This window comes from Kitasatospora sp. NPDC059827, assembly GCF_042731675.1.
Lineage (GTDB): Bacteria > Actinomycetota > Actinomycetes > Streptomycetales > Streptomycetaceae > Kitasatospora.
Map to the genome: position 1 here is coordinate 1 of NZ_JBHWIV010000026.1, position 19,053 is coordinate 19,053.

Below are 19,053 nucleotides of genomic sequence, written 5' to 3' on the forward strand. Positions count from 1 at the left end.
CTCCCCTCGGAGGGGAGCCCCGCCGCCGTCGTCGTACCCGCTCAGAACGGCCGCAGGACCGGCTCCTTCCGCGCGCCGCCGAGCAGCCGCTCCAGCGCCCCCTCCACGTCACCGCGCCAGGAGAGCGTGGTGCGCGCCTCCAGCCGCAGCCTCGGGTAGCGCGGGTGCGGCCGTACGGTCTTGAAGCCGACCGCGAGCAGGTGGTCGGCCGGCAGCACGCAGCTGGTGGGCACCCGGCCCGCCGCGCCGAAGGCCTCGATCGCCCGCACCCCGCGCCCCAGCAGGTCCTTGGCGACGGTCTGCACCAGCACCCGGCCCAACCCCTGGCGCTGGTAGCCCGGCAGCACCCGGCTGACCATCAGCTGAACGGCGTCCGGCGCGACCGGGCTGGTCGGGAAGGACTGCGAGCGGGGGACGTACGCGGGCGGCGCGTAGAGCACGAAGCCGGCCGGCTGGTCGTCCACGTAGACGATCCGCCCGCAGGACCCCCACTCCAGCAGCACCGCGGAGATCCACCCCTCCTTCTCCAGCTCCGGCTTCCCCGACTCCACCGCCTCCTTCGCGCTGACCGGGTCCAGCTCCCAGAACACGCAGGAACGGCAGCCCGTCGGCAGGTCCGCGAGGTTGTCCAGCGTCAGCGGAACGATCCGGCGTCCCATGGCCCGCACCTCCTCCTCCCTCTCACGGTCGAGCATGCCCCCACGAACGCCGATGGGTGCATGTTTCACGTGAAACAGCGCTCACGTGGCACATGCACCCATCGGGTCGTCGCCCCCGGTCCGGCCGACCGGCTCAGCCCTGCGACAACCGCAGACCGTCCTCGCCCGGGGCCATGCTGTCCAGGATCCGGTTCAGGTCCTCGACCGAACCGAACTCCAGCACCACCTTGCCCTTGCCCAGCTTCCCGCCGCGCTGCGACACCTCGACCTTGACCCGGGTGTCGAAGCGGTCCGACAGCCGGCTCGCCAGGTCGTTGAACGCCGGGGAGATGATCCTGCCCGCCTTCGGCGCCTGGCGCTTCTCCCCCTTCGGCTCCTCCGAGCGCATCAGGAGGACGAGCTCCTCGACGTTGCGCACCGTGAGGCCCTCGGCGATGATCCGCGCGGCCAGCTTCTCCTGCGCCTCGGGATCCGTCAGCGGCAGCAGCGCCCGGGCGTGCCCGGCCGTCAGCGTGCCCGCCGCCAGCCGACGCTGGACCGCCGCCGGGAGCCGCAACAGCCGCAGGGTGTTGGAGACGTGCGGACGCGAGCGGCCGATCCGGTCGGCCAGCTCCTCGTGGGTGCAGGAGAAGTCCCGCATCAACTGGTCGTAGGCGGCCGCCTCCTCCAGCGGGTTCAGCTCGGCCCGGTGCAGGTTCTCCAGGAGGGCGTCCAGCAGCAGCTTGTCGTCCTCGGTGGCCCGGACGATCGCCGGGATCCGCTCCAGCCCCGCCTCCCGGGAGGCCCGCCAGCGGCGCTCGCCCATGATCAGCTCGTAGCGCTCGGCCGCGACCTGGCGCACCACGATCGGCTGGAGCAGACCGACCTCCTTGATGGAGGTCACCAGCTCGACCAGCTTGTCCTCGTCGAACACCTCGCGCGGCTGGCGCGGGTTGGGGGTGATCGCGTCCAGCGGCAGCTCGGCGAAGGAGGCACCGGGTACCGGCGCCGGCGTCGACTGCTCCGCCTGGCGCCCGACGGCCGCGCGGGCCGCCACCGTGGCGCGGCCGCCCGGCAGCACCGGCACCGAGGCCGGTGACGTCGTGCCGGTCGCCACCACCGAGGTCGGCGCGGACGTGGCGGCAGCGGGCTGCGCCGCCCCGCCGTCGGTCGGTGCTGCGGGGCCGATCAGCGCCCCGAGCCCTCGTCCCAGACCCCTGCGACCACTCACTGATGACCCTCCGTCGTACCGTGCTGTGCCATCGGGGCGCCGTGCCCCGTACCGCTGCCGTCCCGCTGCTGACCGACCGACGAACCGCCGCCCTGGCCCACCGCGCGCAGCGCGAGCTCGCGGGCGGCCTCCAGGTACGAGAGCGCCCCGGTGGAACCCGGGTCGTAGGTCAGCACCGTCTGCCCGTAGCTGGGCGCCTCCGAGATGCGGACCGAGCGCGGGATCGCCGTGCTCAGCACCTCGGCCTGGAAGTGGGTCCGGACCTCCTCGGCCACCTGGGCGGCCAGCCTGGTCCGGGCGTCGTACATGGTGAGCAGGATGGTCGAGACGTGCAGCGTGGGGTTGAGGTGCGCGCGCACCAGCTCGACGTTGCGCAGCAGCTGGCCGAGGCCCTCCAGCGCGTAGTACTCGCACTGGATCGGGATCAGCACCTCCTGACCGGCCACCAGGGCGTTGACCGTCAGCAGGCCCAGCGAGGGCGGACAGTCGATCAGGATGTAGTCCAACGGCTGCTCGTAGGCGGCGATGGCGCGCTGCAGCCGGCTCTCCCGGGCCACCAGCGAGACCAGCTCGATCTCGGCGCCGGCCAGGTCGATGGTGGCGGGGACGCAGAAGAGCCCCTCGACGTCCACCACCGGCTGGACCACGTCGGCCAGCGGCTTGCCCTCGACCAGGACGTCGTAGATGGACGGCACCTCGGCGTGGTGGTCGATGCCGAGGGCGGTGGAGGCGTTGCCCTGGGGGTCCAGGTCGACCACCAGGACGCGCAGTCCGTGCATGGCCAGCGAGGCGGCCATGTTCACGGTGGTGGTGGTCTTGCCCACCCCGCCCTTCTGGTTGGCGACCACGATCACCCGGGTGGCGGCGGGCCGCGGTAGCCCCTCCCCCGCCCGGCCGATCGCCTGAACCGCAGCCTGGGCAGCCCGTGCGATGGGCGTGTCATCGATCTGGTCGATGGTCTCCGAGTCCTGCATGGGGCTCAGTGTTTCACGTGAAACCGGAGCGGCAACAGTCGCAGCCCGGCCGCGGCTGAGGATTCCGGAGAGCAGAGAGCGACGTTTCACGTGAAACACCATGCCCGCTATGCCGGAAATCTGACGTTGCGACACTCCGGTGTCCCACCGGAGGCCCACCCGTCACCTGAACGACGACGGGCGGACGGTTCCCCCCTTGCGAGGGGAGCCGTCCGCCCGTCGTCGCGAACCGAGGACCTCAGCGGGTGCCGCGACGGCGCCCGCCCCGGGCGCGGTCACCGGTCTTGGCGCCGGCGTTACGACCGGCCCGGGCCGCCTTGGCCCGCTTGGTCGCGGCCTTCACGCCACCGGGGCTCTCCCCCGCCTTGACCTGGACCACCCGGGTGGAGGTCTCCAGGGTGCCCTCGCCGACCGAGATGACGGTCCACTCGACGGCGCCCAGCTTGGCCAGCCCGGCGCGCGAGTCGGCCAGCTCCTGCTCGGCGCTGTCCCCCTTGAGCGCCAGCATCTGCCCGTGCGGACGCAGCAGCGGCATGCCCCAGCCGGCCAGCCGGTCCAGCGGCGCCACGGCCCGGGCGGTCACCACGTCCACCGCGAGCTTGCCGATCATCTCCTCGGCGCGGCCGCGCAGCACCGTGACGTTCTCCAGCCCCAGCTCCCGGACGACCTCCTCCAGGAAGGTGGTCCGGCGCAGCAGCGGCTCCAGCAGGGTCACCGAGACGTCCGGCCGGGCCAGCGCCACCGGGATGCCCGGCAGGCCGGCGCCGGAGCCGACGTCGCACAGGGTGGAGCCGGCGGGCAGCAGCTCGGCCAACACCGCGCAGTTGAGGACGTGCCGGTCCCACAGCCGGGGCACCTCGCGGGGCCCGATCAGCCCGCGCCGGACGCCGGCCGTGGCCAGCAGCTCGGTGTAGCGGACGGCGGCGTCGAAGCGGTCGCCGAAGACCTCCCGGGCGGCGGCCGGCGCCTCGGCCAACACGTCCAGCTCGGGCAGCTCGGCCCGCTCCTCCGCGTCAGGGTTCACGTCCGCCCCCGGACGGCCGGTGGCCGCGTTCTCCGTGTCCATCTCGACCTCTCCGATCTCCGGATCCACCGACCCGCTCAACGCACTGTTTCACGTGAAACATCCCAGAAGGAAACAACGACCCCGCCCGCACGAGGCGGACGGGGTCGCGTTCGGCAAGACTCACCGGTCACCGCGGCGACCGGTCATCGTTCCGACGGCCTCAGGCCGGCAGCACGACCACGCACCGCTGGGGCTCTTCGCCCTCCGACTCGCTGCGCAGACCGGCGGCCGCGACCGCGTCGTGGACGACCTTGCGCTCGAACGGCGTCATCGGCCGCAGCTTGACCTGCTCGCCGCTGCTCTTCGCCTGCTCCGCGGCCTCGGCACCGAGGGCGGCCAGCTCCTCGCGCTTGCGGGCGCGGAAGCCGGCGATGTCCAGCATGAGACGGCTGCGCTCGCCGGTCTCCCGGTGGACGGCCAACCGGGTCAGCTCCTGCAGGGCCTCCAGCACCTCGCCGTCCTGGCCGACCAGGCGCTGCAGCGCGCGGTCGTTGCCGTCGCTGACGATGGACACCAGGGCACGGTCACCCTCGACGTCCATGTCGATGTCACCGTCGAGGTCCGCGATGTCGAGCAGACCCTCCAGGTAGTCCGCCGCGATGTCGCCCTCCTGCTCCAGGCGGGTGATGACGCTCTCGTCGGTGCTGGCGACGTCCTCGGCCTCGACGGCGGAGGTGGTGCCTTCCGTCACTGATGGACTCCTTCGGAGATGGGCCCGGCTGGCGGGCGGGGAACGAAGCTCTTCGCAGAAGTCGGTCAGGACTTCTTCTTCGGCCGCTGGCCGCCGCGCTTGGGCTGCTGCCGGGTGCCCTGCTTGGTGCCGCCGGGCTTGGCCGCGGTCTGCTTGGCAGCCGTCGTCTTGGCGGCGGAGTCCGCCGGGACGGCGTCCTCGGCGGGCTGCTCGACCTGGGTGTCCTCGCTCGACTCGACCGCCTGGCCGGCGCCCTGCTGGCGCTGGGCCTTGCTCTGGCGCCGGGGCTGCTGGCGGCTCGCCCGGACCGACTCCTCGACCACGGCGGCGGCGGAGGCCGCCTCGGCGATGGCCGCCTTGGAGGGGGGCAGCATGCCCCAGAGCGCGCCCTTGATCTCCGTACCGTCCGAGCGCAGTCGGCCGGCCTTCTTCAGCCGCGCCTGGCGCTCCGAGAAGGCCTGGCTACCCGGGGTCGGGTTGTTGTGGATGACGACCAGCTGCTGGCCCATCGACCAGACGTTGGTGGTCAGCCAGTAGACCAGGACACCGACCGGGAAGTTGATGCCCATCACGGCGAACATGACCGGGAAGACGTACATCAGCATCTTCTGCTGCTGCATGAACGGCGTCTTGACCGTGAGGTCGACGTTCTTGGTCATCAGCTGGCGCTGGGTGACGAACTGCGACAGCGACATCATCACGATCATCACCGCGGTGACGATCTTGACGCTGGTCTCCGGGCTGCCGAGGAAGGTCGCGGACAGCGGGGCACCGAAGATGTGCGCCTTGCCGGCGCTCACCAGCAGGGAGCCGTGGATGACGCCGATGTCGTGGCCCTTGGCGACGTTGGACAGCACGCCGTAGAGGGCGGTGAAGAACGGGGCCTGAACGATGATGGGAAGGCAGCTGGAGAACGGGTTGGTACCCGCATCCTTGTACAGCTTCATCATCTCTTCGGACTGGCGCTGCCGGTCGTTCTTGTAGCGCTCCTGGATGGCCTTCATCTTCGGCTGGATCGCCTGCATGGCCCGGGTCGCCTTGATCTGCTTCACGAAGAGCGGGATCAGGCAGATCCGGATGACGACCACCATCGAGGCGATGGCCAGACCCCAGGCCCAGCCACCGTCCGGGTCGAAGACGTTGCTGTACAGCGAGTGGAACTGGACGATGATCCAGGACACCGCTGTGTAGAGGGGACTCAGAAAACCGAAGGTCACCGGTCAGACTCCTTGGGCATCGGGCTTCGCCACCGGCTCCGGCTCGGCGGTCCCGCTCTTGGGGCTCAGCAGATCACGCAGCCGGCGGTGCCACACCGGGTGCTTGCGGGGCGGTACGTGGTCCACCCCGCCAGGTGACCAGGGATTGCAACGGAGGATGCGCCACACGGTCAGTCCGCCGCCCTTGACCGCCCCGTGCACCTTCACGGCTTCGAAGCCGTAGTGCGAGCACGAGGGGTAGTAGCGGCAGACCGGACCGAGCAGTGGGCTGATCGTCCACTGGTAGACCCTGATCAGTCCCATCAGCAGGTACTTCATCGCCCTGCTCCCGTCGGCGCCGTGGCGGCGGGCTCGACCCTCAGCAACCGCTTGAGCGCCGCGTCCAGGTCGCGTTCCAGCTCCTGGTACGAGGCGGTCGCGGCCTGGGGCAGCGCACGCACCACTATCAGGCTACCGGCGGGCAGCCTGGACAGACGATCACGAACGAGATGGCGCAACCGGCGCTTCACCAGGTTGCGGACGACCGCCGGGCCAACGGCCTTGCTCACGACGAAACCCGCACGCGCCGAAGGAGTCCCCTCGGCGACGTGCGGGCGGATGTCGCTGGTCCGGTCGGTCTGCCCCTGCGGGTCGCCGTCTCTGCTGAGATGGACGACCAGAAGGGGCCGACCGGCCCGGCGACCGCGTTTCACCGCGGTCGCGAAGTCCTGGCGCCGCCGCAGCCGATTCTCGGAGGGCAGCACAACAGACTCTGGGTGCGGATCAGGCGGACAGGCTGGCGCGGCCCTTGCCACGGCGGGCAGCCAGGATGGCGCGGCCGGCGCGGGTACGCATACGCAGCCGGAAGCCGTGGGTCTTCGCGCGACGACGGTTGTTCGGCTGGAAGGTGCGCTTGCTCACTCGGGGGCTCCTGAGGTGAATCGTAGGATGACGGGGAGTCGCTTGGCCGTCACCGTGCGTCCGCGTGATCTCCCTGGAATTCGGAAATCCGGCCCATCGCCCCAGTTCGGCTGGGGTCTGAGGCAATCCACGGCGCCCGTGCTGCGCGCCTTATGGAGCGGGTGGACCCGCGGACATGCGGCAGCGGCCATCGACAACTCGACCTGGTTACGGTACGCGGGACGGGGCACGAGGGTCAAACCAGCCGTCCGGAGGCCGTTTACCCACAGGCTGTGGACAACGACTTGATCCGTCCCTGTTCGCTGACTACCGTTGCAGGACTTGTCTGGTTTTGTTCTTGGAAAGCGTGCACCAGTGGCTGATGTCAACAGCGACCTCGTCCCGGTCTGGGCGAGGGTCGTCGAGCGGCTGGTCAGCGACCCCGATGTCGGGGAGATGGACAAACAGTGGGTGCAGCGCACCCAGCCCATGTGGATGATGCACGACACCGCCCTGCTGGCGACCCCGAACGAGCGGGCCAAGCAGGTGCTGGAGGGCCGGCTGCTGCCCCAGCTGACCGACGCGCTCAGCCGCGAGCTCAGCCGGCCCGTCCGGATCGCCGTGATGGTCGACGCCAACGCGGTGCCCACCACCCCCGCACCGGCCGCCCAGGCCCCCGTCGAGCCCTACCCGGGCCCGGCCGAGGAGGACTCCGGCTACGGCGACCAGAACTACCAGCAGCCGTACGAGCAGGACTACGAGCGCCCCCGCTACGACACCGGCGGCTACGAGCAGCGCCCCGCGCCCTACGGCGGCGGCCAGCCCGCCCAGCCGTGGCCCGGCTACCAGGAGCCGCAGGCGCCGTACCACGAGCCCGAGGAGCCCTCGGCCCGCCCCGCGCCGCGGCACCTCCCCGGTCCGCCCTCCACGACCCAGGGCGACCTCTTCGGCGGCGCGTACGGCCCCGGCCCCGGCGAGCAGCCCCGCGCCGGCGCCGGGCGCCGCGGACACGGCTCCCGGCCCTCCGGCGGACGCCCGGCCGAGAAGTCGGGCGCGGAGCCGCCGACCGAGCGCCCCGCCGTCCCCGGGGTGCCCGCCCCGCCCGGCGCTCCCCCGGCCGGCGGCTCCCGCAAGGACGAGCCGGCCGCCCGGCTGAACCCCAAGTACCTGTTCGACACCTTCGTCATCGGCGCCAGCAACCGCTTCGCGCACGCGGCGGCGGTGGCCGTCGCCGAGGCCCCGGCCAAGGCGTACAACCCGCTCTTCATCTACGGCGAGTCCGGGCTGGGCAAGACCCACCTGCTGCACGCCATCGGGCACTACTCGCGCAGCCTCTTCCCGGGCACCCGGGTGCGCTACGTGTCCTCGGAGGAGTTCACCAACGAGTTCATCAACTCGATCCGGGACGGCAAGGCGGACACCTTCCGCCGCCGCTACCGGGACATGGACATCCTGCTGGTGGACGACATCCAGTTCCTGGCGAGCAAGGAGTCCACCCAGGAGGAGTTCTTCCACACCTTCAACACCCTCCACAACGCGAACAAGCAGATCGTGCTGTCCTCGGACCGGCCGCCCAAGCTGCTGACCACGCTGGAGGACCGGCTGCGCAACCGCTTCGAGTGGGGCCTGATCACCGACGTCACCCCGCCGGAGCTGGAGACCAGGATCGCGATCCTGCGCAAGAAGGCGATCCAGGAACAACTCAACGCCCCTGCCGACGTGTTGGAGTTCATCGCGTCCCGGATCACCCGCAACATCCGGGAGTTGGAGGGCGCGCTGATCCGGGTGACCGCCTTCGCCAACCTCAACCGGGCGCCGGTGGACCTGGAGTTGGCGGGGATCGTCCTCAAGGACCTGATCCCCGGCGGGGACGAGGACGCCGGCCCGGAGATCACCGCGCAGGTCATCATGCAGCAGACCGCCGCCTACTTCGGCCTCGGTGTGGACGACCTCTGCGGCTCCTCGCGCAGCCGGGTGCTGGTGACGGCCCGGCAGATCGCCATGTACCTCTGCCGGGAGCTCACCGATCTCTCGCTGCCGAAGATCGGCGCCCAGTTCGGCGGCCGCGACCACACCACGGTGATGCACGCGGACCGGAAGATCCGCTCGCTGATGGCCGAGCGGCGCTCCATCTACAACCAGGTCACCGAGCTGACCAACCGCATCAAGAGCTAGCCGTCCCCCGCGAGTTGGGGGCGGACACCGGAGTACCCCGGAAGGGCGTCAGGAGCGATCCTGGCGCCCTTCCGCCGTTTCCACAGGTGTGTACCGGGCCGCCGCCGGGCAGGTATCCGCGCGACGGACGTCCCACCGGTCCACAGCCCGCGCCGAACAACTGACCGGTGAATCGAAAACCGGGGCCGCGCAGGGCAGTTGTCCACAGGCCGGGTCCCTTCCTCGCGGTCCACAGGCCGGGGAGTCCGGAGTTATCCAGAATTCGTCCACAGGCCCGGCGCCGCTACGCTCTTCCGCGCAGGTCAGGTGCCTGTGGACTTGTGCACAACCGTTGTCCACAGGGTGTGGACAATTGACGGGCCACCAGTGGGCCGTCCGGGTTATCCACCGGTTGTCCCCAGGGAGCGGGCGGTTATCCCCAGGTTGTCCACAGCGGGGTCCACAGTTCGACAACCTTGGGCAGCCGTTCATACCCTGGTGTGAAAGGCGTCACGTAAAGTTGACCGGGGCCCGTGGATAACCGGGCCCGGATCTGGGGACAGTCCTGGGGATAACCTGTGGATACCCTGCGTGCCCTGTGGGTAACGCTCGGCTGTCCACAGCGCGGCCTGCCCGTCCACAGCCGCCGTCCACACCCGCTGTGGACAAAATCCGGGCGCTGACCTGCGGAAACAGGGTTATCCACGGTTTCCACAGGCCCTACTACTACCGCTACACAGTTAGACCGTGAACCTGCTTTCAAAGTGGGTGGTCCCGAAATCTGTGGACAACCGCGCCCCGACATCTGTTCGGCCTCGCTTCCGCCCGTCTGCCCCGTCTGTCGGCGGAGTACGTCAGACTGTCCTCTGCGACTGGAAGCGGAGTGGTAGAGCTCGGTGGACAGGCGGACCGACGATCAAGATCAGACGAACCAGAGTGCGAGCGGGAGCGCTCGATCCAGGAGGCGGTTACCGGTGAAGTTCCGGGTGGAGCGTGACGTCCTCGCGGAGGCGGTGGCCTGGGCTGCCCGCAGCCTCCCGGCACGGCCGCCGGTGCCGGTGCTGGCCGGCCTGCTGCTGACCGCGCAGGAGGGCAGCCTGGCGCTGTCCGGCTTCGACTACGAGGTCTCGGCCCGGGTCGAGCTCGAGGCGGACGTCGAGGAGGCCGGCACCGTCCTGGTCTCCGGCCGCCTGCTCAACGACATCTCGCGCAACCTTCCCAACAGGCCTGTGGAGATCTCCACCGACGGCCAGCGGGTCAGCGTGGTCTGCGGCAGCTCCCGCTTCACCCTCCCCACCCTCCCGGTGGACGAGTACCCGGCGCTGCCCCAGATGCCTACCGCCACCGGCACCGTCTCCGGGGACGTCTTCGCCTCCGCGGTCAGCCAGGCCGCCGTCGCGGCCGGCCGGGACGACACCCTGCCGGTGCTCACCGGCGTCCGGGTCGAGATCGAGGGCGACCGGATCACCCTGGCCGCCACCGACCGCTACCGCTTCGCCGTCCGCGACCTGCTGTGGAAGCCCGAGCAGTCGGACATCTCCGCGGTCGCCCTGGTCCCCGCCAAGACCCTCCAGGACATCGCCAAGTCCCTGGGCAGCGGCGACACCGTCTCCATCGCGCTCTCCTCGGGCGGCGCGGGCGAGGGCCTGATCGGCTTCGAGGGCGCCGGCCGCCGCACCACCACCCGGCTGCTGGAGGGCGAGTTCCCCAAGTTCCGCAGCCTCTTCCCGACCGAGTTCAGCGCGGTCGCCGCGATCCAGACCCAGCCCTTCCTGGAGGCGCTCAAGCGCGTCTCGCTGGTCGCCGAGCGCAACACCCCGGTCCGGCTCAACTTCGAGCAGGGCGTGCTGACCCTGGAGGCCGGCTCGGGCGACGACGCCCAGGCCACCGAGCGGATCGAGGCCGACCTGGAGGGCGACGACATCTCGATCGCCTTCAACCCGGGCTACCTGGAGGAGGGCCTCAAGGCCATCGACTCCCCGTTCGCCCAGCTGAGCTTCACCACCCCGACCAAGCCGGCCCTGCTCAGCGGCAAGGTCTCGGTGGACGCCGAGGAGGACAAGGCCTACCAGTACCTGATCATGCCGGTCCGCCTCTCCGGCTGACGACCGCTTCCGGCTGACGACGGCTCCGGCCGACCCCGGCCGCTCCGGTCACCCACAGGCTGTGCACACCCGTTGTGCACAGCCTGTGGACGTCCCGACCCCGTCGACCCGGTCGGCCCGACCGCGCGGAGTCCGGATGCCCCGGAAGCGTAGGCTCGGGGATGCGGCAACGGCGCCGCCGCCAGGCACGTCCCCACAGTAAGGATTTGGTCATGGAGCTCGGCCTCATCGGTCTCGGCAAGATGGGCGGCAACATGCGCGAGCGGATCCGCCGCGCCGGCCACACCGTCATCGGATACGACCGCAACCCGGAGATCTCCGACGTCGAGACCCTGCAGGAGCTCGTCTCCAAGCTCCAGGGCCCGCGCGTGGTCTGGGTGATGGTCCCGGCCGGTGCCGCGACCCAGGCGACCGTCGACGAGCTCGCCGAGCTGCTCTCCCCCGGCGACGTGGTGGTGGACGGCGGCAACTCCCGCTGGACCGACGACATCAAGCACGCCGAGGCGCTGGCGGCCAAGGGCATCGGCTTCGTCGACTGCGGCGTCTCCGGTGGCGTCTGGGGCCTGGAGAACGGCTACGCGCTGATGTACGGCGGCGACGCCGAGCACGTCGCCCTGGTCCAGCCGGTCTTCGACGCGCTCAAGCCCGAGGGCGACTTTGGCTCGGTGCACGCGGGCGCGGTCGGCGCCGGCCACTTCGCCAAGATGGTCCACAACGGCATCGAGTACGCGATGATGCAGGCCTTCGCCGAGGGCTGGGAGCTGCTGGAGGCCGCCCCCGAGGTCACCGACGTGCGCGAGGTCTTCCGCAGCTGGCAGGAGGGCACCGTCATCCGCTCCTGGCTGCTGGACCTGGCCGTCCGCGCCCTGGACAGCGACGAGCACCTGGACAAGCTGCGCGGCTGGGCCGCCGACTCCGGCGAGGGTCGCTGGACCGTCGAGGCCGCGATCGACCACGCCGTGCCGCTGCCGGCGATCACCGCCTCGCTGTTCGCCCGCTTCGCCTCCCGCCAGGACGACTCGCCGCAGATGAAGATGATCGCCGCGCTGCGCAACCAGTTCGGCGGCCACGCGGTCGAGTCCAAGTAACCGAGAACCGGTCGGGGCCCCGGGGGCCGTTCCCCGGGTAGCCCCACACACAGAAGGCGGGCGCAGTCCACAGCCATGCACGTCGCGCACCTGTCGCTCGCCGACTTCCGGTCGTACGCCCGGGTCGAGGTTCCCCTCGACCCGGGCGTGACGGCCTTCGTCGGGCCCAACGGCCAGGGCAAGACCAACCTGGTCGAGGCGATCGGCTACGTCGCCACTCTGGGCAGCCACCGGGTGGCCACGGACGCCCCGCTGATCCGGCTGGGCGCCGAGCGGGCGGTCGTCCGCACCTCGGTGGTGGACCGCGGCCGCTCCACCCTGATCGAGCTGGAGCTCACGGCGGGCAAGGCCAACCGGGCCCGGATCAACCGCTCCGACAACGTCCGCCCGCGCGACGTGCTGGGCCTGCTGCGCACCGTGCTGTTCGCCCCCGAGGACCTCAGCCTGGTCAAGGGCGATCCGGGTGAGCGCCGGCGCTTCCTGGACGAGCTGCTGACCGCCCGGGCACCCCGGCTGGCCGGGGTCCGGCAGGACTACGAGCGGGTGCTCAAGCAGCGCAACGCCCTGTTGAAGACCGCCGCGATGGCCCGCCGGGCCGGCGGCGGCAAGGGGGCCGACCTGTCCACCCTGGAGGTCTGGGACGGCCACCTGGCCCGCGCCGGGGCCGAGCTGACGGCCTTCCGGATCCAGCTGGTGGCCGCCCTGCAACCACTGGTGACGGGGGCGTACGGCCGGGTGGCCCCGGGCGGCGGGGAGACCGTCCTGGAGTACCGCAGCTCCTTCGAGGGCGAGCTGCCGAGCAGCCGGGAGCAGGCCGAGGAGCAGCTGCTGGCGGCGTTGCAGGCGGTCCGCAAGCAGGAGGTCGAGCGGGGGATCACCCTGGTCGGCCCGCACCGCGACGAGCTGGTGCTCAAGCTGGGCCCGCTGCCGGCCAAGGGCTACGCCAGCCACGGCGAGTCCTGGTCGTTCGCGCTGGCGCTCCGGCTGGCCTCGTACGAGCTGCTGCGCGCCGACGGCGGCGAGCCGGTGCTGGTCCTGGACGACGTGTTCGCCGAGCTGGACGCCGCCCGCCGGGACCGGCTGGCCGAGCTGGTGGCCGACGGCGAGCAGGTGCTGGTGACCGCGGCGGTGGCCGAGGACGTGCCGAAGGCGCTGGCCGGCGCCCGTTTCGCGGTCTCCGACGGCGCCGTGCGCCGGGTCGACGCCTGAGCCCCGACCCGTACAACGGTCCGACCTGACCGGACCCGACCCGACCCGTACCGAAGCTCTGCCGTCGGCACCCGCACCGCGGTGGGTGCCGACGTCCGGCGTGCGTGCGCTCCCGTAGGCTGGACGGCTCATCGGGTTGTCCACAGGCTGGGGAAAGGAGATCGCCGTGAGCGATTCGGCGGAGACCTCCCCCGGCCCCGGCGCCGCCGGGCCCACCGGTGCCGACCTCGCCCGCTCCGCGCTACGGGCGGCCCGGGCCCAGGCCCGTCAGCGCGGTGAGCAGGTCCAGCAGAAGCGCGAGGCGAAGCGGCACGGCCTGCGCAGCGGCGCCCGCTCGGACGGCCGCGACCCGGTGCCGCTTGGGGCGGCACTGAACCGGCTGCTGACCGAGCGCGGCTGGGAGTCCTCCGCCGCGGTCGGCGGGGTGATGGGCCGTTGGCCGCAGATCGTCGGCCCGGACATCGCCGCGCACTGCCACCCCTCCTCCTACGACGAGGCGGCCGCGGTGCTCACCGTGCAGTGCGACTCCACCGCGTGGGCGACCCAACTGCGCTGGCTGGCACGTCAGTTGGTGGCCCGTCTGAACCACGAACTGGGCCACGGCACGGTCCGCACCATCAAGGTGCTCGGCCCGGCCGCGCCGGCCCGCGGCTACGGCCGGCTGCGCGCGCCGGGGAGCAAGGGCCCGGGCGACACCTGGGGCTGAGCCCGGCCGGCGGGGATCGCCCCCGGCCGGGATCGGACCACGATCTTCCGGAACCCCTGACGGCCCTTCCAGGCGCCCCCGGCCCCCCGGTCGAGTATCGGGACACGTCCAGAGGGGATTTAGGGCGGCATATCTGCCTTCAAGGGCTGCCAAACGCCCATCTATGTCAGTCGTACCGGTAGACTGAGAGCCAAACACTGTTGCTAGTGGCAACCGAGTCGAAACGCCGTGGTCGCACGCCCGCCCGTACGGGGCTGGAATGCGGCCCGCGCTGTGCCAGAGAGGGCGCTTCGTGGCCGATTCCGGCAACCCCAGCCAGACCCCAGACCAGAACGACCAGGCTTCCTACACCGGTAGCAACATCCAGGTGCTGGAAGGCCTCGACGCCGTCCGCAAGCGCCCCGGCATGTACATCGGTTCCACCGGTGAGCGTGGCCTGCACCACCTGGTGCAGGAGGTCGTGGACAACTCCGTCGACGAGGCGATGGCGGGGTACGCCGACACCATCGACGTCACGATCATGCCCGACGGCGCCATCCGCTGCGTCGACAACGGCCGAGGCATCCCGGTGGACATCGTCCCCGGCCAGGACAAGCCGGCCGTCGAGGTCGTACTCACCGTCCTGCACGCGGGCGGCAAGTTCGGCGGCGGCGGCTACGCCGTCTCCGGCGGTCTGCACGGCGTCGGCGTCTCGGTGGTGAACGCGCTGTCCACCCGGCTCTCGGTGGAGATCCACAAGGACGGCCACATCTGGACCCAGGACTACAAGATGGGCGCGCCGACCGCCCCCCTGGTCAAGGGTGCCGAGACCGACCGCACCGGCACCACGGTGACCTTCTGGGCCGACCCGGACATCTTCGAGACCACCGTCTACTCCTTCGAGACGCTCTCCCGGCGCTTCCAGGAGATGGCCTTCCTCAACAAGGGCCTGTCGATCTCGCTGACCGACGAGCGCCCCGAGCACGTGGACGAGGAGGGCAAGCCGCTCTCCGTCACGTACAAGTACGACGGCGGCATCGCCGACTTCGTCGCCCACCTCAACTCCCGCAAGGGCGAGGTCATCCACCCCTCGGTGATCGACTTCGAGGCGGAGGACAAGGACAAGGCGATCTCGGTGGAGATCGCGATGCAGTGGAACTCCTCCTACACCGAGGGGGTCTACAGCTTCGCCAACACCATCCACACCCACGGCGGCGGCACCCACGAGGAGGGCTTCCGCGCCGCGCTGACCGGCCTGGTCAACCGCTACGCGCGGGACAAGAAGCTGCTCCGCGAGAAGGACGACAACCTCTCCGGCGAGGACATCCGCGAGGGCCTGACCGCGATCATCTCGGTCAAGCTCGGCGAGCCGCAGTTCGAGGGCCAGACCAAGGACAAGCTCGGCAACACCGAGGCGAAGACCTTCGTCCAGAAGGTCGTCCACGAGCAGCTCAACGACTGGCTGGACCGCAACCCCACCGAGGCCTCGGACATCATCCGCAAGTCCATCCAGGCCGCCACCGCGCGCGTCGCCGCCCGCAAGGCCCGCGACCTGACCCGCCGCAAGGGCCTGCTGGAGTCCGCCTCGCTGCCGGGCAAGCTCTCGGACTGCCAGTCCAAGGACCCCTCCGAGTGCGAGATCTTCATCGTCGAGGGTGACTCCGCCGGCGGCTCGGCCAAGCAGGGCCGCGACCCGCGCACCCAGGCCATCCTGCCGATCCGCGGCAAGATCCTGAACGTCGAGAAGGCCCGGATCGACAAGGTGCTGCAGAACACCGAGGTCCAGGCGCTGATCTCGGCCTTCGGCTGCGGCATCCAGGAGGACTACGACGAGTCCAAGCTGCGGTACCACAAGATCGTCCTGATGGCCGACGCCGACGTCGACGGACAGCACATCCGCACCCTGCTGCTCACCCTGCTGTTCCGCTTCATGCGGCCGCTGGTCGAGTCCGGGTACGTCTACCTCGCCATGCCCCCGCTGTACAAGATCAAGTGGGGCAAGGACGACTTCGAGTACGCCTACTCCGACCGCGAGCGCGACGCCGTGATCGCGGCGGGCGTCGAGGCCGGCCGCCGACTGCCCAAGGACGACGCGATCCAGCGCTTCAAGGGTCTCGGCGAGATGAACGCCGAGGAGCTCCGGATCACCACCATGGACGCCGAGCACCGCCTGCTGCTCCAGGTCACCCTGGAGGACGCCGCCCGTGCCGACGAGCTGTTCTCCGTGCTGATGGGCGAGGACGTCGAGGCGCGCCGCTCCTTCATCCAGCGCAACGCCAAGGACGTCCGCTTCCTGGACGTGTGACGCCTGCGAACCAGGCCCCGCACGTACCAGTCCGCGTGAAAGGAAACTGACCACCAGTGGTCGACGACAACCGTCCCGAAGGCGACCAGCCCGAGACTCCCGAGACCCCCGCAGCCGAGGCCACCACCCAGGTGACCATGCGGATCGAGCCGGTCGAGCTCGAGACCGAGATGCAGCGCTCGTACCTCGACTACGCGATGAGCGTGATCGTCAGCCGGGCGCTCCCCGAGGTCCGCGACGGCCTCAAGCCGGTGCACCGCCGCGTGCTCTACGCGATGTACGACGGCGGGTACCGGCCCGAGAAGGGCTACTACAAGTGCGCCCGCGTCGTCGGCGACGTGATGGGCAACTACCACCCCCACGGTGACACCTCGATCTACGACACCGTGGTCCGCCTGGCCCAGCCGTGGTCGATGCGGATGCCGCTGGTGGACGGCAACGGCAACTTCGGCTCCCCGGGCAACGACCCGGCCGCGGCCATGCGCTACACCGAGTGCAAGATGATGCCGCTGGCCATGGAGATGATGCGCGACATCGACGAGGAGACCGTCGACTTCGCGGCCAACTACGACGGCCGCTCCCAGGAGCCGACCGTCCTGCCCGCGCGCATCCCCAACCTGCTGGTCAACGGGTCCACCGGCATCGCGGTCGGCATGGCCACCAACATCCCGCCGCACAACCTCCGCGAGGTCGCCTCCGGCGCGCTCTGGTACCTGGAGAACCCCGAGGCCTCCGCCGAGGAGCTGCTGGAGGCCCTGATCGAGCGGATCAAGGGCCCCGACTTCCCGACCGGCGCACTGATCGTCGGCCGCCGCGGGATCGACGACTACTACCGCACCGGCCGCGGCTCGGTCACCATGCGCGCCGTGGTCGAGGTCGAGGAGATCCAGGGCCGCCAGTGCCTGGTGATCACCGAGCTGCCGTTCCAGGTCAACCCGGACAACCTCGCCCTCAAGATCGCCGACCTGGTCAAGGACGGCAAGATCGCCGGCATCGCCGACGTCCGCGACGAGTCCTCGTCCCGCACCGGCCAGCGCCTGGTGGTCGTGCTCAAGCGCGACGCGGTCGCCAAGGTCGTGCTCAACAACCTGTACAAGCACACCGAGCTGCAGACCAACTTCGGCGCCAACATGCTGGCCCTGGTCGACGGCGTGCCGCGCACGCTGTCGCTCGACGCCTTCATCCGGCACTGGGTCAACCACCAGGTCGAGGTCATCGTCCGGCGCACCAGGTTCCGCCTGCGCAAGGCCGAGGAGCGCGCCCACATCCTGCGCGCGCTGCTCAAGGCCCTGGACCTGATCGACGAGGTCATCGCGCTGATCCGGGCCTCGGCCAGCGCCGATGCCGCCCGCACCGGCCTGATGGGCCTGCTGGACATCGACGAGCTCCAGGCCAACGCGATCCTGGAGATGCAGCTGCGCCGGCTGGCCGCCCTGGAGCGCCAGCGGATCATGGACGAGCACGACGAGCTGCAGCGCAAGATCGACGAGTACAACGCCATCCTGGCCTCGCCGACCCGCCAGCGCGAGATCATCTCCGAGGAGCTCGGCGCGATCGTCGAGAAGTACGGCGACGAGCGCCGCTCGACCCTGATCCCCTCGGACGGCGACCTCTCCATCGAGGACCTCATCGCCGAGGAGGACATCGTCGTCACGATCACCCGTGGCGGCTACGTCAAGCGGACCCGCTCCGACCTCTACCGCTCGCAGAAGCGCGGCGGCAAGGGCGTGCGCGGTGCCCAGCTCAAGCAGGACGACATCGTCGACCACTTCTTCGTGACGACGACCCACAACTGGATCCTGTTCTTCACCAACAAGGGCCGGGTCTACCGCGCCAAGGGCTACGAGCTGCCGGACGCCGGCCGCGACGCCCGCGGCCAGCACGTGGCCAACCTGCTGGCCTTCCAGCCGGGGGAGCACATCGCCCAGGTGATGGCCGTCCGCACCTACGAGGACAAGCCGTACCTGGTCCTGGCCACCCGGGCCGGCCTGGTGAAGAAGTCCCCGCTCAAGGACTACGACTCCCCGCGCTCCGGCGGCCTGATCGCGATCAACCTGCGCCAGGACGACGAGGGCCGGGACGACGAGCTGATCGGCGCCGAGCTGGTCTCCTCCGAGGACGACCTGCTGCTGGTCTCCAAGAAGGCCCAGTCGATCCGCTTCACCGCGACCGACGACGCCCTGCGGCCCACCGGCCGCGCCACCTCCGGCGTCAAGGGCATGGCCTTCCGCGAGGACGACGAGCTGCTCTCGATGAACGTCGTCCGCCCGGGGACGTACGTCTTCACCGCCACGGACGGCGGCTACGCCAAGCGGACCGGTGTGGACGAGTACCGTGTCCAGGGACGCGGCGGCTACGGCACCAAGGCGGCGAAGATCGTCGAGGGCCGGGGCTCGCTGGTCGGCGCACTGGTGGTCGACGACACCGACGAGATCATGGCGATCACCCTCTCGGGCGGAGTGATCCGCACGAGGGTTTCCGAGGTTCGTGAAACCGGACGTGACACCATGGGCGTCCAACTGATCAACCTCGGAAAGCGCGACGCGGTGGTGGGCATGGCCCGCAACGCGGAGGCCGAGGACGAGGAGACGGCGGAGGACGAGGTCGCCGGCACCGAGTCCACCGAGACGACCGAAGGTGCGGGGACGGCGGTCGGCGGCGACGCCGAGGTCTGAACCGAACCGCAGACCGGTGCCGCCGCGTCCAGAAGAGTGGACGCGGCGTCACCGGACGCCGACCAGTTCCGGGCAATCCCGCCGGGCGCTGGATGACGAGTGACGGATCAGGGCGCCGCCCTGGTGGGAAGTGCGG

16 protein-coding genes are annotated in these 19,053 nt (G+C 70.6%); 7 read left to right on the plus strand and 9 right to left on the minus strand.

What is annotated here, in order from left to right; translation table 11 throughout:
• Positions 1 to 41: 41 nt before the first annotated feature.
• From ACFV8H_RS18255 to rpmH, 9 genes are all read right to left on the minus strand, one after another.
• On the minus strand, positions 42 to 659 hold the full coding sequence (locus ACFV8H_RS18255) for a GNAT family N-acetyltransferase (RefSeq protein ID WP_380400898.1): 618 nt from the start codon (positions 657 to 659) through the stop codon (positions 42 to 44).
• 133 nt (positions 660 to 792) lie between these two features.
• Entirely contained in the window at positions 793 to 1,869 is a 1,077-nt protein-coding gene (locus ACFV8H_RS18260) for a ParB/RepB/Spo0J family partition protein (protein ID WP_380400899.1), read from the minus strand.
• Entirely contained in the window at positions 1,866 to 2,843 is a 978-nt protein-coding gene (locus ACFV8H_RS18265; protein ID WP_360242813.1) for a ParA family protein, read from the minus strand. The genes ACFV8H_RS18260 and ACFV8H_RS18265 overlap by 4 nt, the downstream gene beginning before the upstream one ends.
• Positions 2,844 to 3,081: 238 nt before the next feature.
• Positions 3,082 to 3,909, minus strand: a complete 828-nt coding sequence (rsmG, locus tag ACFV8H_RS18270; protein ID WP_375891836.1) for a 16S rRNA (guanine(527)-N(7))-methyltransferase RsmG — start codon at positions 3,907 to 3,909, stop codon at positions 3,082 to 3,084.
• Between the two features lie 160 nt (positions 3,910 to 4,069).
• Complete coding sequence (locus ACFV8H_RS18275) at positions 4,070 to 4,600, minus strand: protein jag (protein WP_375891838.1); 531 nt, start codon at positions 4,598 to 4,600, stop codon at positions 4,070 to 4,072.
• Positions 4,601 to 4,665: 65 nt separating this feature from the next.
• Positions 4,666 to 5,817 carry a membrane protein insertase YidC gene (yidC, locus tag ACFV8H_RS18280; protein ID WP_375891839.1) on the minus strand — a complete coding sequence of 384 codons (1,152 nt, stop codon included), beginning with the start codon at positions 5,815 to 5,817 and terminating at the stop codon, positions 4,666 to 4,668.
• Between the two features lie 3 nt (positions 5,818 to 5,820).
• Entirely contained in the window at positions 5,821 to 6,135 is a 315-nt protein-coding gene (gene yidD, locus ACFV8H_RS18285; RefSeq protein ID WP_375891840.1) for a membrane protein insertion efficiency factor YidD, read from the minus strand.
• Positions 6,132 to 6,560, minus strand: a complete 429-nt coding sequence (gene rnpA, locus ACFV8H_RS18290) for a ribonuclease P protein component (protein WP_380400902.1) — start codon at positions 6,558 to 6,560, stop codon at positions 6,132 to 6,134. Before rnpA ends, yidD begins: the two co-directional genes overlap by 4 nt.
• A 19-nt stretch (positions 6,561 to 6,579) precedes the next feature.
• Positions 6,580 to 6,717, minus strand: coding sequence for a 50S ribosomal protein L34 (gene rpmH / locus ACFV8H_RS18295; protein WP_030059672.1), 138 nt, complete (start codon positions 6,715 to 6,717; stop codon positions 6,580 to 6,582).
• 354 nt (positions 6,718 to 7,071) lie between these two features.
• Between rpmH and dnaA the strand changes: the two genes are divergently transcribed.
• The 7 genes from dnaA (at position 7,072) to gyrA (ending at position 18,917) form a co-directional block, all read left to right on the plus strand.
• Complete coding sequence (gene dnaA, locus ACFV8H_RS18300) at positions 7,072 to 8,871, plus strand: chromosomal replication initiator protein DnaA (protein ID WP_380400904.1); 1,800 nt, start codon at positions 7,072 to 7,074, stop codon at positions 8,869 to 8,871.
• Positions 8,872 to 9,824: 953 nt separating this feature from the next.
• The gene (dnaN, locus tag ACFV8H_RS18305) at positions 9,825 to 10,955 is read left to right on the plus strand and encodes a DNA polymerase III subunit beta (RefSeq protein WP_360242831.1); all 1,131 of its coding nucleotides are present in this window, start codon (positions 9,825 to 9,827) and stop codon (positions 10,953 to 10,955) included.
• Between the two features lie 212 nt (positions 10,956 to 11,167).
• Positions 11,168 to 12,043 carry a phosphogluconate dehydrogenase (NAD(+)-dependent, decarboxylating) gene (gene gnd, locus ACFV8H_RS18310; RefSeq protein WP_375891846.1) on the plus strand — a complete coding sequence of 292 codons (876 nt, stop codon included), beginning with the start codon at positions 11,168 to 11,170 and terminating at the stop codon, positions 12,041 to 12,043.
• 75 nt (positions 12,044 to 12,118) lie between these two features.
• A complete protein-coding gene (gene recF, locus ACFV8H_RS18315; RefSeq protein WP_375891847.1) occupies positions 12,119 to 13,252 on the plus strand; it encodes a DNA replication/repair protein RecF in 1,134 nt (377 codons plus the stop codon).
• Between the two features lie 166 nt (positions 13,253 to 13,418).
• Positions 13,419 to 13,958 carry a DUF721 domain-containing protein gene (locus ACFV8H_RS18320; protein ID WP_375891849.1) on the plus strand — a complete coding sequence of 180 codons (540 nt, stop codon included), beginning with the start codon at positions 13,419 to 13,421 and terminating at the stop codon, positions 13,956 to 13,958.
• 259 nt (positions 13,959 to 14,217) lie between these two features.
• Positions 14,218 to 16,242, plus strand: coding sequence for a DNA topoisomerase (ATP-hydrolyzing) subunit B (gyrB, locus tag ACFV8H_RS18325; protein WP_380400908.1), 2,025 nt, complete (start codon positions 14,218 to 14,220; stop codon positions 16,240 to 16,242).
• 137 nt (positions 16,243 to 16,379) lie between these two features.
• Complete coding sequence (gyrA, locus tag ACFV8H_RS18330; RefSeq protein ID WP_380401041.1) at positions 16,380 to 18,917, plus strand: DNA gyrase subunit A; 2,538 nt, start codon at positions 16,380 to 16,382, stop codon at positions 18,915 to 18,917.
• Positions 18,918 to 19,053: the final 136 nt, after the last annotated feature.

Excerpts from the sequence above, each read along its gene's own strand:
- ACFV8H_RS18255 (WP_380400898.1), bottom strand. The coding sequence starts at position 659 with ATGGGACGCCGGATCGTTCCGCTGACGCTGGACAACCTCGCGGACCTG.
- ACFV8H_RS18265 (WP_360242813.1), bottom strand. The coding sequence starts at position 2,843 with ATGCAGGACTCGGAGACCATCGACCAGATCGATGACACGCCCATCGCA.
- rsmG (WP_375891836.1), bottom strand. The coding sequence starts at position 3,909 with ATGGACACGGAGAACGCGGCCACCGGCCGTCCGGGGGCGGACGTGAAC.
- yidD (WP_375891840.1), bottom strand. The coding sequence starts at position 6,135 with ATGAAGTACCTGCTGATGGGACTGATCAGGGTCTACCAGTGGACGATC.
- gnd (WP_375891846.1), top strand. The coding sequence starts at position 11,168 with ATGGAGCTCGGCCTCATCGGTCTCGGCAAGATGGGCGGCAACATGCGC.
- recF (WP_375891847.1), top strand. The coding sequence starts at position 12,119 with ATGCACGTCGCGCACCTGTCGCTCGCCGACTTCCGGTCGTACGCCCGG.
- gyrB (WP_380400908.1), top strand. The coding sequence starts at position 14,218 with ATGCGGCCCGCGCTGTGCCAGAGAGGGCGCTTCGTGGCCGATTCCGGC.
- gyrA (WP_380401041.1), top strand. The coding sequence starts at position 16,380 with ATGCGGATCGAGCCGGTCGAGCTCGAGACCGAGATGCAGCGCTCGTAC.